Source organism: Pigmentibacter sp. JX0631 (genome assembly GCF_029873255.1).
In the GTDB taxonomy this organism is placed as follows: domain Bacteria; phylum Bdellovibrionota_B; class Oligoflexia; order Silvanigrellales; family Silvanigrellaceae; genus Silvanigrella.
This window is the reverse complement of the sequence record NZ_CP123622.1, coordinates 3,507,029-3,521,260: the sequence shown is the minus strand read 5'-3', so window position 1 is coordinate 3,521,260 and position 14,232 is coordinate 3,507,029. Positions and strand designations below refer to the sequence as shown.

General features: G+C 31.8%; 12 protein-coding genes. 8 read left to right on the top strand and 4 right to left on the bottom strand.

Annotated features, from left to right (window positions below; all coding sequences use genetic code 11):
- Positions 1–80 precede the first annotated feature (80 nt).
- Entirely contained in the window at positions 81–1,556 is a 1,476-nt protein-coding gene (locus QEJ31_RS15190; protein WP_280591427.1) for a methyl-accepting chemotaxis protein, read from the top strand.
- Here the strand turns inward: QEJ31_RS15190 and QEJ31_RS15185 are convergent.
- Positions 1,553–2,845, bottom strand: a complete 1,293-nt coding sequence (locus QEJ31_RS15185; protein ID WP_280591425.1) for a POTRA domain-containing protein — start codon at positions 2,843–2,845, stop codon at positions 1,553–1,555. The genes QEJ31_RS15190 and QEJ31_RS15185 overlap by 4 nt on opposite strands.
- Positions 2,846–3,294: 449 nt before the next feature.
- Entirely contained in the window at positions 3,295–3,996 is a 702-nt protein-coding gene (locus QEJ31_RS15180; protein ID WP_280591424.1) for a transporter substrate-binding domain-containing protein, read from the bottom strand.
- 125 nt (positions 3,997–4,121) lie between these two features.
- Here QEJ31_RS15180 and QEJ31_RS15175 point away from each other — a divergent pair, with 125 nt between their 5' ends.
- Together QEJ31_RS15175 and QEJ31_RS15170 are read left to right on the top strand one after the other, a co-directional pair.
- Entirely contained in the window at positions 4,122–5,405 is a 1,284-nt protein-coding gene (locus QEJ31_RS15175; RefSeq protein ID WP_280591423.1) for a hypothetical protein, read from the top strand.
- Positions 5,406–5,497: 92 nt separating this feature from the next.
- Complete coding sequence (locus QEJ31_RS15170) at positions 5,498–6,148, top strand: hypothetical protein (RefSeq protein WP_280591422.1); 651 nt, start codon at positions 5,498–5,500, stop codon at positions 6,146–6,148.
- Between the two features lie 22 nt (positions 6,149–6,170).
- Here the strand turns inward: QEJ31_RS15170 and recA are convergent, their stop codons facing one another.
- Positions 6,171–7,331 carry a recombinase RecA gene (gene recA, locus QEJ31_RS15165; RefSeq protein WP_280591421.1) on the bottom strand — a complete coding sequence of 387 codons (1,161 nt, stop codon included), beginning with the start codon at positions 7,329–7,331 and terminating at the stop codon, positions 6,171–6,173.
- Positions 7,332–7,548: 217 nt separating this feature from the next.
- On the opposite strand from recA, the gene QEJ31_RS15160 reads away from it, so the two are divergent.
- The 3 genes from QEJ31_RS15160 (at position 7,549) to QEJ31_RS15150 (ending at position 11,577) form a co-directional block, all read left to right on the top strand.
- Complete coding sequence (locus QEJ31_RS15160) at positions 7,549–8,754, top strand: D-alanine--D-alanine ligase family protein (RefSeq protein ID WP_280591420.1); 1,206 nt, start codon at positions 7,549–7,551, stop codon at positions 8,752–8,754.
- Positions 8,755–8,886: 132 nt separating this feature from the next.
- On the top strand, positions 8,887–10,989 hold the full coding sequence (gene fusA / locus QEJ31_RS15155) for an elongation factor G (RefSeq protein ID WP_280591419.1): 2,103 nt from the start codon (positions 8,887–8,889) through the stop codon (positions 10,987–10,989).
- Between the two features lie 132 nt (positions 10,990–11,121).
- Complete coding sequence (locus tag QEJ31_RS15150) at positions 11,122–11,577, top strand: hypothetical protein (RefSeq protein WP_280591418.1); 456 nt, start codon at positions 11,122–11,124, stop codon at positions 11,575–11,577.
- Here the strand turns inward: QEJ31_RS15150 and QEJ31_RS15145 are convergent.
- On the bottom strand, positions 11,560–12,300 hold the full coding sequence (locus tag QEJ31_RS15145) for a hypothetical protein (RefSeq protein WP_280591417.1): 741 nt from the start codon (positions 12,298–12,300) through the stop codon (positions 11,560–11,562). The two genes, QEJ31_RS15150 and QEJ31_RS15145, sit on opposite strands and share 18 nt — an antisense overlap.
- Before the next feature lie 161 nt (positions 12,301–12,461).
- On the opposite strand from QEJ31_RS15145, the gene QEJ31_RS15140 reads away from it, so the two are divergent.
- Together QEJ31_RS15140 and QEJ31_RS15135 are read left to right on the top strand one after the other, a co-directional pair.
- Positions 12,462–12,710, top strand: coding sequence for a hypothetical protein (locus tag QEJ31_RS15140; RefSeq protein WP_280591416.1), 249 nt, complete (start codon positions 12,462–12,464; stop codon positions 12,708–12,710).
- A 68-nt stretch (positions 12,711–12,778) separates the two neighbouring features.
- Positions 12,779–13,837 carry a hypothetical protein gene (locus tag QEJ31_RS15135; protein ID WP_280591415.1) on the top strand — a complete coding sequence of 353 codons (1,059 nt, stop codon included), beginning with the start codon at positions 12,779–12,781 and terminating at the stop codon, positions 13,835–13,837.
- Positions 13,838–14,232 lie beyond the last annotated feature (395 nt).

The following is a 14,232-nucleotide window of genomic DNA, read 5'->3' as shown; positions in this document are numbered from 1 at the left end:
TATAGTAAATATTTTTGTAATGAGCTTAAACTTAAGGAAAAATAATCCGATTATAATACTGCGGATGAGGATTAGATCTGATGAATTTTTCAAATGTGTCTCTTAACCTTAAAATTTTAATTGTTGTAATACCTATTATCATTTTATCATTAAGTATTTATTTTATCTACTCTATTTTAGATACAAAAGGACAATTGCAAGAAGAATTTGATCACTCCATTTCTAATTCTCTTGTTATATTAAAACCCTCCCTTTCAGCTAATATTTATAATTTAGAAAAACAAAATGTCTTAAACTCAATTAAAGGTTTATTTATAAATGAAAATATTGTTAAAGTATTTATTTTTGGGGAAAAAAAGACTTTATTTACTGGAGCTACGAAAAAAGATAGCAATACTGTTGATGAAATAACGAATGATGTTAAACTTACAAACTTTACTAAAATAGATGATTTAAAAAGTATAAAAGGTGTTGAAACTATTTCTATTTCTTCAAATAAAAGAATTTACATATCGGCAATTATTGATAAAGAATCGAATAGATTTGACGGAGTTATTTTAGTAGAATCAGAATTAACCCATTTAAATAAACAAATTTATAAAATGATTTTCACGGCAGTACTTGGTTTAATAAGCTGTATTATTTTAATTTCTGTTCTTTCTTTTCTTATAGTGAAAAAATTTGTTTCAGCTCCATTGCAATTACTTACAAAGAAAATTGGGAGTCAGTCTGATGAATTGAACTCAACAAACAAGGAGCTTAGTAAAGCATTTGTTAAAGTCTCTGAATTATCAAAATCACAAAGTGAAGCAATGGATCAAATTCAAAATCAAATGGATGAAATGGTAAAAATGATTGATAAAACCAAAAAAAATGCTGATGAATGTATTCAAATTGTGGATAGTCTAAATAATAAAACAAAAGAGGGAAATCATATTGTTGACTTAATGATTTCGGCTGTGGGCAAAATTGGTAAATCAAGTGACAATTTGCAAAATATTTCAAAAATAATTAAAGATATATCTGCGAAAGCAAGAGTTATTAATAATATAGTCTCAAAAACAGAATTGCTTTCGTTAAATGCTTCTATTGAAGCGGCAAGAGCTGGACCTATGGGGAAAGGGTTTTCTGTAGTAGCAGAAGAAGTTGGAAATTTAGCTCAAATGAGTGGAAAAGCTGCAAAAGAAATTGATCAATTAATTTCAGAAAGCCAAAAAGCAGCTGAAGTTGTAATAAAAGACATGAATAATAGTGTTTTTGAGTTGAAAGATAATTCCAAAAATGTTTCTAATTCTTTCCAAGCCATATCTTCTGAAGTGGTTAATATTTATAATAATACAAAAGAAATTCAAGAATCAACAACCCAACAAAGTTCCAGTATTGGTTCAGTTGTAAGCTCCGTCAACATTGCAAGTTCTATCAATTCTGAAACTTATGATCAGATGAATGCTTTAATAAAATATGCAAAAGAAATTGATATACAGTGTGATAAATTGAAAGACATTATGGATTTAATGAATTTAATTATTCAGGGTCACAAAGAAAAAAGAAATTAAAAAAACTGAAGTAATCCAAAACTAAATCCATTCATTTTAAATGGAGCCATTGTTGTTGCATAATCTAATCTTAAAGCAATTTTATTAATTTTCATTAATGGTATTCTTATACCTAACCCAACACTGGAATAAATATTATGAAAGAGATCATCAAATTGTTCAGTCGTATTTCCATAGTCAAAAAATGGAACAATTTGAAAAGCAATAAAGCTATTTTTATACAGAGTAAAACGAAGCTCTACATTTTGATAATAAGCATTTCTTCCTGTTAATTGTGTATAATTAAATCCTCTTATTTTATCTAGACCACCTAAATAAAATTCATTTACTGGATTTCTTGAATTGGTAGACTGTAAACCAATTCTTGTACCAAAATATGAGTCATTTAATTTAGGCAATTCAAGAAACCCAAGTAATTGAAAATTCTCATCATTAAAGTTTTCGTCATTTGAATTTTGGCTAACGTAAGAATTATTAATATTATTAACTAAAATTCCTTCTTGAGATATTTCCTGGTAGTTTATTTTTCCAATTTGTATTCTAGATTGAAATCCAATGCTTGAGTAACTCGTTGGGTCTTTTATAAAGTTATTATTATTTGTAACTATTTCATCATTTGAAAGTTGAGAGTTTATTTTAATTGCTTCTTTAAAAGCAACTCCTCCGCCAAAATTTAAATATTTATTAAATTTGTATAAACTATATAAATTTAATAAATGTTCTTCGAATGAATAAAAGCCTATTTTTTGTTCATTTTTAAAATAGGTAATTTTTTTATTTACAATATTAGCGCTTGTTCCATTTATAAAATTGTTTTTAAATGCATAATTATCTATGAAAGATATACTATAGTTAGATTCACTATTTTCTATTTTGTAGTTTACATTAAAAGAGTAAAGATTATTTAAAAAATTTGAGTCAAATAATCCAAAGGAATAATAACTAGTACCACCTCCCGATCCTGCAATGAAGTAAGGAATAAAGGTCCATTTTTTTTCTAGTTTAAAAGTTATTTTAACTTTTTTTTCTTTATCCTCATTTACTTCAGCTGTGACTTTGCTAAAAATAGTTGTGTTTTTTAGGTTTTGAATGTCGCTATCTAAATTACTTTGAAAATAAAGATCGCCTTCTTCCATCTCTATTATATTTCTTAAGGTATCTTCTGGAACATCAGAATCACTCTTGAATTCTATTTTCTTGATAATTTTCTCTTGTGCAAATGCAGCAAAAGAAAAATATCCAGTTGTTAAACTAATAATTATCAGTATGTTTTTTAACTTTTTGCACATATTTCATTCACTTTTGTAAAGTTTTAAAAATATTAGCATTATAGTTTTTTTTAGGCAAATACTTGCAGAGGAATTTTTTTGAAGAAGCTTAAATAAACAAAAAAGACTGCGCATCAGAATTGATAACAGTCTTTTTCTAATTTATTTTATATTTTACTTCTAGTATTACTAAACTATTGAAAATTTATTTTGAAATCTCAGAAGTAAAACTAATGATTTCATTTTTTATTTCATCATGGTTTGACAAAACAACTAAAGTTAAAATAAGTACTACATAATATTTAATCATGAACTTCTCCTTTAAAAAAGATTCCTTATACTAAACAAATATGCTTAAATATTCAACATAAATTTAATAAATAGTTCAACATTTCCTTTATTTATTTGATATTATTAATAAAAAAATAGGAATATATTAATTTAAGTGTTACAAAACAATAAAGTATATGTTACTTTTCAGTTACTTCTTTGAATTTATTAATTATAAATGAGTCGCTTCCTGGACTGAAGGCTATGTAAATATTTCCATCAAACTCTGGTACTTCAAGAACTTTTTCAACTATACTCATATTGCTATAAAGTTCCTTTAATTTTGCTTTAAGACCTTCTTCTGCTATAATGATTAACTCACACCGTTTATTTAAAAATTTTTGCACATTTTGAGTTTGTTGTGCTGTTTCCTCAATTTTACTAAAATTTGCTTGTAGTAAATGCTCATGTCTGTAATCATTTCGTACTACACAGGTGGTGTATTTTTTTGCATCTTCTAAATTATGAACTTCAATTCCTTTAGCATCTCTTAATTTATAAAAATTTAATGTTTGTTTATAAGCAAGAATTGCAAAATTAAAAATACCTAAACGTTCTTTTGTTTTTACAAATGGAAATATCATTACATTTTTTTGTTTTTTTGCCTCTATTAAAGCCCTTGCCCAAGGAACAACTTCAATTTTTACTTCGTTTTCAATTTTTAATTTTTTTAATGCTTTTACTACTTTTTCCCCAACTAATCCTGAAATCTCATTTTTTTCATTAACTAGAACATAAGGAGGATTATTTTCTGTGTATATTTTTAAATCGTTAAATTCATTTGCTTGGGATGTCAGATCTATTATTAATGTGAAAATAAACAAAGCAATGTATTTTTTCATTTTTCACCCCATTTTTTTTAAATTGTATCTTATTTTTTTGTCACATAATTGACATTAGTTTACTTTAAATTAAATAATTTTGAATAATATTATCAATAAAGCAACATAATTTTACAGGGTGAATAATGAAGTTTTTTTTGAATATTATTTTTTTAATGGGAAGCCTTTTTTTCGCAGCTTGCAATGATTTATACGATTTGCCTGATCCTAAAGTACCTATAAATGAAGGATCTTTTAATTCGCTTGATGAGTTGGTCTCTTATTCTACAAAAATAGGCTACGTACCCAGCTATACAACAAATGGTGGTGAATACGGTTTAATCAGTATGGGAGACATTGATAGCTGTATTGTTATGAAGTCTGGTAAAATAAAATGCTGGGGTAACAATGCAAATGGGCAATTAGGATTAGGAAACTTAGTAAATCAGGAAACTCCCGTTACAGCTACTAATTTGGGTCTATCTGGTGTTTCTTCAGGTGATTTTGCAGTTGCTGTTACTTCGGTTTTACTTCACACATGTGCTTATTTTAAATCGGGATTTAAGTGTTGGGGTGATCAAACAAACGGGAAATTAGGGAATGGTTTAACAGCAGCAGCAAATGTATTATCTCCTGTGGCCGTAGGTACTTTAGGTGGTAAAACTGTTAAAAAATTTAATGCAGGAGACCAACATTCTTGCGCCATTTTTACTGATGGAACTTTAAAGTGCTGGGGGCTAAATACAAATGGGCAGTTAGGTGATGGTACGACTACCCTTAATGCAGCTGGAGTATCTCCTAACCTAGGTGGCGCATCTGTTGTTGAATTTTCTTGTAATGATTTTTCAAGCTGTTCAATTACAAGTAATAAAGACTTAAAATGTTGGGGGACATTATTAACAGGTTCAAGTTCACCTTCAACTATTGCTGCTAATGCTGCTTTTGTTGCTAGTGGGGATGGAGGAGATGGAGGGGCAGAGTTTTCTTGCTTTGTAAATAATAATCAAAATGCTTATTGCTTTGGATCAACAAATACCTATGGACAATTTGGTAACGGAACAACTAGTGCTTCTGCTACTCCTGTTCCTGTAAGTAGTATTTCTGGAGTTAGTATGATGATTACCGCTGCTCAACGTGCTTGTGCTGTAACAAATAACAATAAAAGTGTTTACTGCTGGGGACAAAATAATTCAGGGCAGTTAGGAAATGGAAATACAACTTCATATACTATACCTCAAAAAGTAGTTGGTTTACCAGCTTCTGAAACTGTAGTTGATATTGCTTGTGGTGATAACGTAACTTGTGTTTTACTTTCTAATGATGACTTGTATTGCTGGGGACAAAATAATTCCGGCCATTATTTAGGAATTTCTTATTCTACAACAATGTCTTCTAGCGCTATAAAAATTTTAAATAGAAATGATCCTTGATTTTTGCTTTCAGCATATTTTTATTGACTCTTTTTTGTAGAGTTTTATCTATGTATTATGATCTTATAACATTTTATAGAAGGAAATATATTTTGATTAATATTATATTTTCTGTTGTTTTGATTTTCTTTTCTTTTAATGCTTTATCTCAGGATTTTTCTGGATCAAGTGGAAACTCTGTTGATGTTCTTGCTTCAGGTGGCTATACGGTAATCACAATTCAAAATAGTCAATATATTGGATATTCAGCTGTAGCAAAAGTTTTATTTCCTTTTAGCAGCTCTAAAGATGCTTCTATAGGACTTGGCGTTAAATATGATAATGCTTCATATTCTCCAAGTACAACTAATGGACAAGTAACATATACTCATCAATACGATTCATTAATGGTTGGTATTGATTTGGGATATAAGTTCAATTTTTCTTGGTTATTGGTTCTTTTAAATCCTTATATCTATTATTCTCTTTACGATACTTGGCTTCAAACAACTGATACTCCCACTTATCAGCAAACATACTCTCCTTACATCATTCACAATGTAAATTACGGTATGGGGCTGCATTTTCTTTTTAAAATTGCTCTTGATTCGGGCACTGGCATTTATTTCGGTCCAAGTGCTTTCTATTCAGGAGGTTATATTGTGTACCAAAATGCTACAGATAGTAAGGGGAACAAGTATTCCGGTGGAGAAGGTAGTTATTCTTTGTATTCTGCTAATTTTACTATTGGTATGTATTTTTAAGTTAACGAATAATTTTCTGCAGCTATTGCTCTACGCTAGCTGCAGCTCCTTTGCGCCCTGGCTTTGCAGTCTGTTGTGGGGATGAACTTGCTGGCAGAGCTTGAGCAGCTCCAGGTAACGACTTGACGGTTGAGTCCTCTGCGTCGCTTTCTGCAGAGCTTGCTGTTTTGATTAAATTTGCTCTGGAACGGACTGCATTTTCAATTTTTGCTAGTGTTTCGGGATGCTCTCTTAAATATTCTTTTGCATTTTCTCTTCCTTGGCCAAGGCGTTCTCCATTGTATGTAAACCAAGTCCCACTTTTTTGAACGATTTCGGCTTCAGGTGAAGAAGCGAGATCAAGTAGATCACCTTCCTTACTAATGCCTTGGCCAAACATGATATCAAATTCAACCTCTTTAAAAGGGGCTGCAACTTTATTTTTCACAACTTTAACTTTTGTCCGATGTCCAGTTGTATCATTTCCATTTTTTATGGCGGCAGCTCGTCTTACCTCTAAACGGACGGAGGAATAGAATTTAAGAGCCTGTCCTCCTGTTGTTGTTTCTGGGTTGCCAAACATGACACCTATTTTCATACGAACTTGGTTGATAAAAATAACAATGCAATTTGTTTTAGATATACTACCAGTTAATTTACGTAGAGCTTGGCTCATTAAGCGGGCTTGTAGACCCATATGGCTGTCTCCCATTTCCCCTTCGATTTCTGCTCGAGGCGTTAATGCAGCAACGGAGTCAACAACTATAAGATCCACAGCCCCACTTCTTACAAGCATATCAACAATTTCAAGAGCTTGTTCGCCATGATCGGGTTGTGAGACAAGAAGATCCGATGTATTAACGCCGATTTTTCGTGCATAACTAACATCAAGAGCATGTTCTGCATCAATAAAAGCGGCAATACCCCCTTTTTTTTGACATTCAGCGATTGCATGTAACGTGAGAGTCGTTTTCCCACTCGATTCAGTACCGTAAATTTCTATAATACGACCTTTAGGTAAGCCTCCAACGCCAAGAGCAACATCTAGACTGACGGAGCCGCTAGGAATGACTTGAAGTTCTTGTGCAATTTTGGCGTCATCTGAAAGGCGCATAATAGTGCCTTTGCCAAATTGTTTTTCAACTGAGTGAAAAAGCGTTTCAAGAGCTTTAAATTTATTAGCATTTGATTCATTAGCGGACATGAGCTTCTCCTTTTATTGCAAACGTAAATTGCACATGTTTAGATATATGTTGGGAATTGGTGTACGTGCAACCCTCTGAAGTATGTATATTCTTTTTTTGTAGAAAGAATACCATACATTTGTACTGTCCATTTTTTCATATCCTTTGTTTAGTTTCAATTCAAGGGTTCTCAGGATATTTTCCGTTGGGATAAAAATTGTGTTCGGGAGAAATTAAATGGCTTTAAAAATAGGCAATGAAAAAACAATAGCAGTCATGTTTGGTGGACGATCAAGTGAGCATGAAATATCATTACGTTCAGCTGTGTTTATACTAAAAAATATTCCATTAAAATATAAGATTATCCCTGTTGGGATTAATAAAAATGGAAGTTATTGTAGTTTGTCTGGCACATTTTTATCAACTGATTTTTCAAGTATAACTCCGGATGATTTAGCTATTATAGTAAAAGGAAGTGTACCAAGTGCATTTATTGGGAGGAAAAATTTAAAATCAATTTTGTTACCTTATTTAGAAGACGAAATAAAAAATGATAAAACAGAATTTTTTTATGAATCCAATGAGCAAAAAGAAAGTATTAGAATTTTAAATTTAGATGCCTCATGTTTCTTTCCAGTGTTGCATGGACAAAATGGAGAAGATGGACGGCTGCAAGGATTGTTTGAATTAGCAGATTTGGCTTATGTTGGCTGTGATATCAGATCCAGCGTAATAGGAATCGATAAAGATATACAGAAGCGCCTAGCAAAACTTGCAGGTGTACCAGTTGCAAAATATGAACTTATTGAAATAGAGCATTTTGAGAAAAAGCTTGAAGAAACCATTCTTAGGATAGAGAAAAGTATAAATTATCCTTGCTTTATAAAGCCGAACTCCCTTGGTTCTGCAGTTGGTACGGGAAGAGCTAAAAATAGAAGTGAATTAGAAACTCTTTTAAAGGAAGCACTTGCGTTTGATCAAAAAGCTCTCGTTGAGGAACCTATGACCGGAACGGAAGTTGAGTGCGCATTTCTTGGGGACTCTTGTAATCCAAAAATTACAATTGCAGGAGAAATAGCAACAAGTGATTTTTACTCCTATGAAGAAAAGTATGCTAATACCTCAAAAGCTGAATTATTTATACCAGCTCGTCTCACTCCTGAGAAAATGCAAGAATTGAAAAATTTTGCAAAGACTATTGCGGTAATAACGGGAATTTCAGGTCTTTGTAGAATAGACTTTTGGAATTGTAAAAAAACAAATACTTTTATATTTAATGAAATCAATACTATACCAGGTCTGACCTCTATAAGTATGTTTCCAAAACTTTGGGAATATGAAGGAGTGAAAGGTGAGCTTTGGATAGATGAAGTTATAGAGGCAGCTTATTCTCGCAAACAAAGAACAATTAAAAGTCAGTATGGAATTAAAGCATCTCTTTAGATAAATCTGCTGAAAGACTCCCTTTAAAATGGCTATTGAAATTCAATCAAAAATCAGATAACACAGGGCTTGTTTAATGTCCGCATGCTAGGACTGAAATTTTAACCATTTTTATGTTGAGTTGGATTAATCATGACTATTAAAGACCTCGCCCGTGTAAGAAATATTGGGATATCTGCCCATATTGACTCAGGAAAGACAACACTTTCTGAACGTATCCTTTTCTATACTGGAAAAATCCACAAGATTGAAGAAGTTAAAGGAAAATCCGGCGTTGGTGCAACAATGGATAGTATGGATCTAGAACGTGAAAAAGGGATTACAATTCAGTCTGCTGCTACTTTTTGTCAGTGGAAAGACTTGTGGGTAAACCTAATTGACACTCCTGGCCACGTTGACTTCACTGTTGAAGTTGAGCGTTCTTTACGCGTGCTTGATGGTGCAATTTTGGTGCTTTGCTCAGTTGCTGGGGTTCAATCTCAGTCGATAACTGTTGACCGTCAAATGCGCCGTTATCGCGTTCCACGTATTGCTTTTGTAAATAAAATGGATCGTGCAGGTGCAAATCCTTATCGTGTTTGTCAACAATTACGTGAAAAATTAAATCATAACGCTTGGATGGCACAAATGGCTATCGGAGCGGAAGACCGTTTTCAAGGCGTAGTAGATCTTTTAACTATGAAAGCTTTCTACTTTGATGGTGCAAATGGTGAAAATGTAAGAGAAGAAGAAATTCCTGTAGACATGATTGAAGAAGCAAAAACTCGTCGTTCCGATCTTATTGGTGCGCTTGCCGACTTTGACGACGCTTTAGCAGAAAAATTCTTAGGTGATGAATACGTATCAGCAGAAGAAGCTGCTAAAGTTATGCGTAAAGCTGTTATTAGTCTACAATTTACGCCAGTATTTTGCGGTTCTGCATTCAAAAATAAGGGAGTTCAAAATCTTCTCGATGCTGTTGGAGCTTATTTACCAGCCCCAAATGAAGTTTCTAACGAAGGTCTTGATCAATCAAATAATGAAGCTCCATACCAACTTAAATCCGATCCCGATTTACCATTAGTAATGCTAGCATTTAAATTGGATGAAACTCGTTATGGACAATTAACTTTCATGCGCGTTTATCAAGGTACAGTTAGAAAAGGTGACATGTTAATTAACATGGCTTCTGAAAAACGTGTTAAAGTACCCCGTATTGTGCGTCTACATTCTGATGAAATGGAAGATATTGAAGAAGCATCTGCTGGCGACATCGTTGCCCTATTTGGTGTTGATTGCGCTTCTGGCGATACATTTACAGATGGAAAAATTAACGTAACAATGGCTTCTATGTATGTGCCAAATGCGGTTATTTCTTTAGCTATTGCGCCGAAAGATAAAGCAGCTCAAACAAACTTTTCAAAAGCTTTAAATAAATTTACAAAAGAAGACCCTACTTTCAGAGTTTCTCGTGATGAAGAATCTGGTGAAACTATCATCGCTGGTATGGGTGAACTTCACCTTGAAATTTATGTTGAGCGTATGAAACGTGAATTTAACTGTGAAACAATCGTTGGTAAACCGCAAGTTAATTTCCGTGAAGCCCTTACTCAACGTGCCGAAATTAACTACACGCACAAAAAACAATCTGGTGGTTCTGGTCAGTTTGCGCGTATTGTTGGTTTTATGGAGCCTTTAGTTGACGCTGGTGATAAAATTTATGAATTCGCTGATGAAACAGTTGGTGGATCTATTCCAAGACAATTTATCCCTGCTTGTGAAAAAGGTTTTGTAGAGCAAATGAAAAATGGTCTCTTAATTGGAGCTCAAGTTGTTGGTGTTAAACTCATCGTTAATGACGGTTTACATCACCCAGTTGACTCTAATGAAATGGCATTTAAAACTTGTGCTATGACTGGTTTCCGTGAATCTTATATGAATGCTAAACCTGTTATTCTTGAGCCAATTATGAAAGTTGGAATTGAAGGACCTGAAGAATTCCAAGGTACTATGATGGGATTGATAAATCAACGTCGTGGTGTGATTATGGGATCCTCTGGAAATGGTGGATATTGTCAAATTGAAGCAGAAGTTCCTTTAACAGAAATGTTTGGTTTCTCAACTGATTTACGTTCAGGTACACAAGGTAAAGGCGAGTTTTCTATGGAATTTGCTAAGTACGCAGCGGTACCAAGAAATGTTCAAGAAGACATGGTAGCAAAATATAAAGCGAAGCGTGCTGCAGAAAACAAATAATAATTAATTTTCTACGCGCATTTCTATTTAGAAAAAACCACATGAGTTAAAATCTTTTTCTCATGTGGTTTTTTTGTATTATTTTTCTTAAAATATAAAAGTAAACAGATTGTAATTTGGAGAGGAGAAATTATGAAAGTGACCAATGAGCTATCTAGTGGGTTATCTTCTTTAGTTGAATTGAATGGTACTATATTACAACAACTTAGAATTCATAAAAATATGGTTGGGCTTTGGGGGTATGAAAAAATTACAAATTTAATAACTACCCAAAAACAAATTGTTTCGCAATTTCAAGATACTCTTATTACTTTTATGTTAAAAGAAGAATATAATCTTGATCTCCAAAATTTAGGTAAGTTAAATATTGGACAAACTGTTGAAGAAATATTTGTTTCAGATAGATCTATGGCAGCCAATTGTTATGAGCTGTGCAATAAGATAAATTTTATTACACATGATATAGAATTAAAAGTTTTATTAGAAAAAATTTCTATTCACCAAAAAGGTTATTATTCGTTAATGAATCAGCAATTAGAACTTGTACGACAAATGGGAACTCAGCTTTACTTAGCGACTCGTGGTTAATGTAGGTAAAAATTTTGTTTTTCTTGTTTTCCAATTTTTAGATTTTTTACTTGGAACAATTTTTTTAGATTTTTCTTCTTCCTTTTTTTTGCTAAAATTTTCTTCTAATATAGATAATTTTTTTAATATATTTTGAACTTTATTTTCAATTTGATCTAACTTATTTTGAAAATAAATTTTTTCTTTTGTCTCTATATGTTTAGCTTGAGTGATTTTTTCTTTGACAATTAATAAATCCTCATATTTTTTATATATTAAATTATAAAGTTCATTTTTTTTATTGCTACTTTGTTCAATTTCAAACAATTCTTTTGCCGTTTTTAATTTATTGTTTTTGGTTTGAACTATAGAATTAATTTTTGGTTTATCACTAAGCGTTATCTTAGTTTCAACAAAACTATTATTAGTCTGTTCTATTATAGGAATATTTTCTTGTTGATTTTTTGGTAAATAATTATGTGAATTTTGAAATTGATTCCTTTGATGATTTAATAAATCACTTAATTTGTAGAATAATCTATTTCTTGTATCTATTTTTCTTTTTTCAAACGAAAAAATACCTTTGCTAGTAAGTTGCGACAGCCTTGAGCGATTGACTCCTAATATATCAGCAGCTTCTTCTGCGCTGATGGTAAAACTCTCGTCAGATTCTTTGCAATTAAGATTCTGATCCGGTGGGAGATGGGTAGGGGTATGTTGTAATATTTCGCTAGTCTCTGACATTTACTTTCAATCCTATCACTGTGAAGATTGCCCGAAAAGTTTTTCACCTCACATTTTAACATGTTTTTAGAATAATTGCTGTTCTTCTAGCTTTCGTAATTTGGGTGTTTTATAAAAGACTTTGTTTTTTTACATTTTACGAAGGAAGTTGTAGTTGTATTATGAAAATTAAATTAATTATATCAATGTGTTGTGTTTTTTTAAGCTCTTGTGTGGTTAATATCTCTGATAGCTCTAAAGTAAGTGAAGAGAAAAAAGAGAAAAAGCTGGATGAAAAAACAGTTTCAGATGAATGCGATAATGGTAATAAGACGGCCTGTGAGCTTGATGAATGGATTCAAAAAAACAAAGCAGATAAAAATAAGAAAGTTCTTGAAGAAAGTGGTATTCGTGATAGAGGAAAGAAATAATTTTGATTGATTTATTATTTCTTTTGGATTAAAAAGTCCTCTGAATATATGGATATTTAGGGGATTAAATGCAAAAAAGTAAGATTTTTATATTTTATTTTAGTATCTTATTAACAACTTTATTGTTGACTTCTTGTAATTCTAATCCTTCTAATTCCTCAAAAAATAGCTCTAATATATCTAAAAAAATGTTGGTTTTGTATGCTTCAGATGACCCATTATGGTTGCCATATTTTTCTAATGTTATTACTAGACGTATTCAACGCGAAAGTACATATTCTGCATTTGAAGACCTTGAGATAAATAAAGAATGGTTATTAAATAGCATAGGCACTCTTAAAGAAGTACATGTTGAAGATAAATTAAATTCGTTTAGCGAAAAATTAAGAGCAGTTTATTTAGCTGGAAAGTATTTAAAAGCTTACAAGCTTTCTCATCAATATATGCAAGAAGCAGCTTTTTTACTAGCAAATCAACCTGCGTCAGTTGGTCTTGCTTATGCTACTTTAAGCTTTTGGGCTTCTGTTTCAAATATGAAATATGCGAAATATTATGCAATTAAATATGGGATTATTTATGAAAAATATTTGCCACTACGCATTAAAGATGAGCTTGAATATCAAGCTAATACAGAATTAATTGATCAATTAAAAGATCTTACAAAAAGCTATATATCTTCCCAAAAATATGTGCATATTAAGAATATAAAAAATTGTAATGTTTATGTAGATGGGCAAGAATTAAAAACAAATAAAGTTTTACTTCCACCAAAAATGTTCAGTATAGTAACTGCATCTTGTGCTAATGGTCTATTTTCCCAGACAATCACGGCGGAAAAAGTTAAAGAAATAAGAATATCCCCATATTATCCTGCTGCTTTTTATAAAATGCCAGCTACTAATGCACTTCCAAATGAATTATTAGCGCAACTGAAATTGTCATATATTTTGCTTGTATTTTGGTCACATAGTGGAAAGTATTTAGATATTCAAATTATTGATGCAAAATTGCGACTAACTGTTGCTAAAACACGTATAGATCTTTCTTCTAAGAAAAATGTCGATGAGGCGGGAGATCTTTTGCTCTCATTTTTACAATCCAACTCAACCAATCTGACTAAAAAATAGTTTTGCAGCTTGACCTCCCGAATGTTATGACCTATTCCCCTAAGTCTATCTTGTTGTCAAAAGCTTGTCGTTTTTCGTCAATTTTTTTATCTTTTCTATTAAGAATTTCTGCTTATTTCATATGCTTTTAAGATTAATGTGCAATAAATTTAAGGATCTTTCAGAGCAGGAACTTTTATACCCACACTATTGACAGTGTGTTTTCGGATGAGCTAACACTATATATAACAAGTGTCGGCATTTTCATCCTACAAAATGAAATGCCGCAATTCCTCGCTCAGAAGATTTGCGGCTGCGAGTTTTTTGCGGCATGTAACACCATTCATTTGTATGGTTTTATACCACTTGTTTGCGTATTGACTGTAAAATGTGCTGTTCTGATACACCATCTGGAG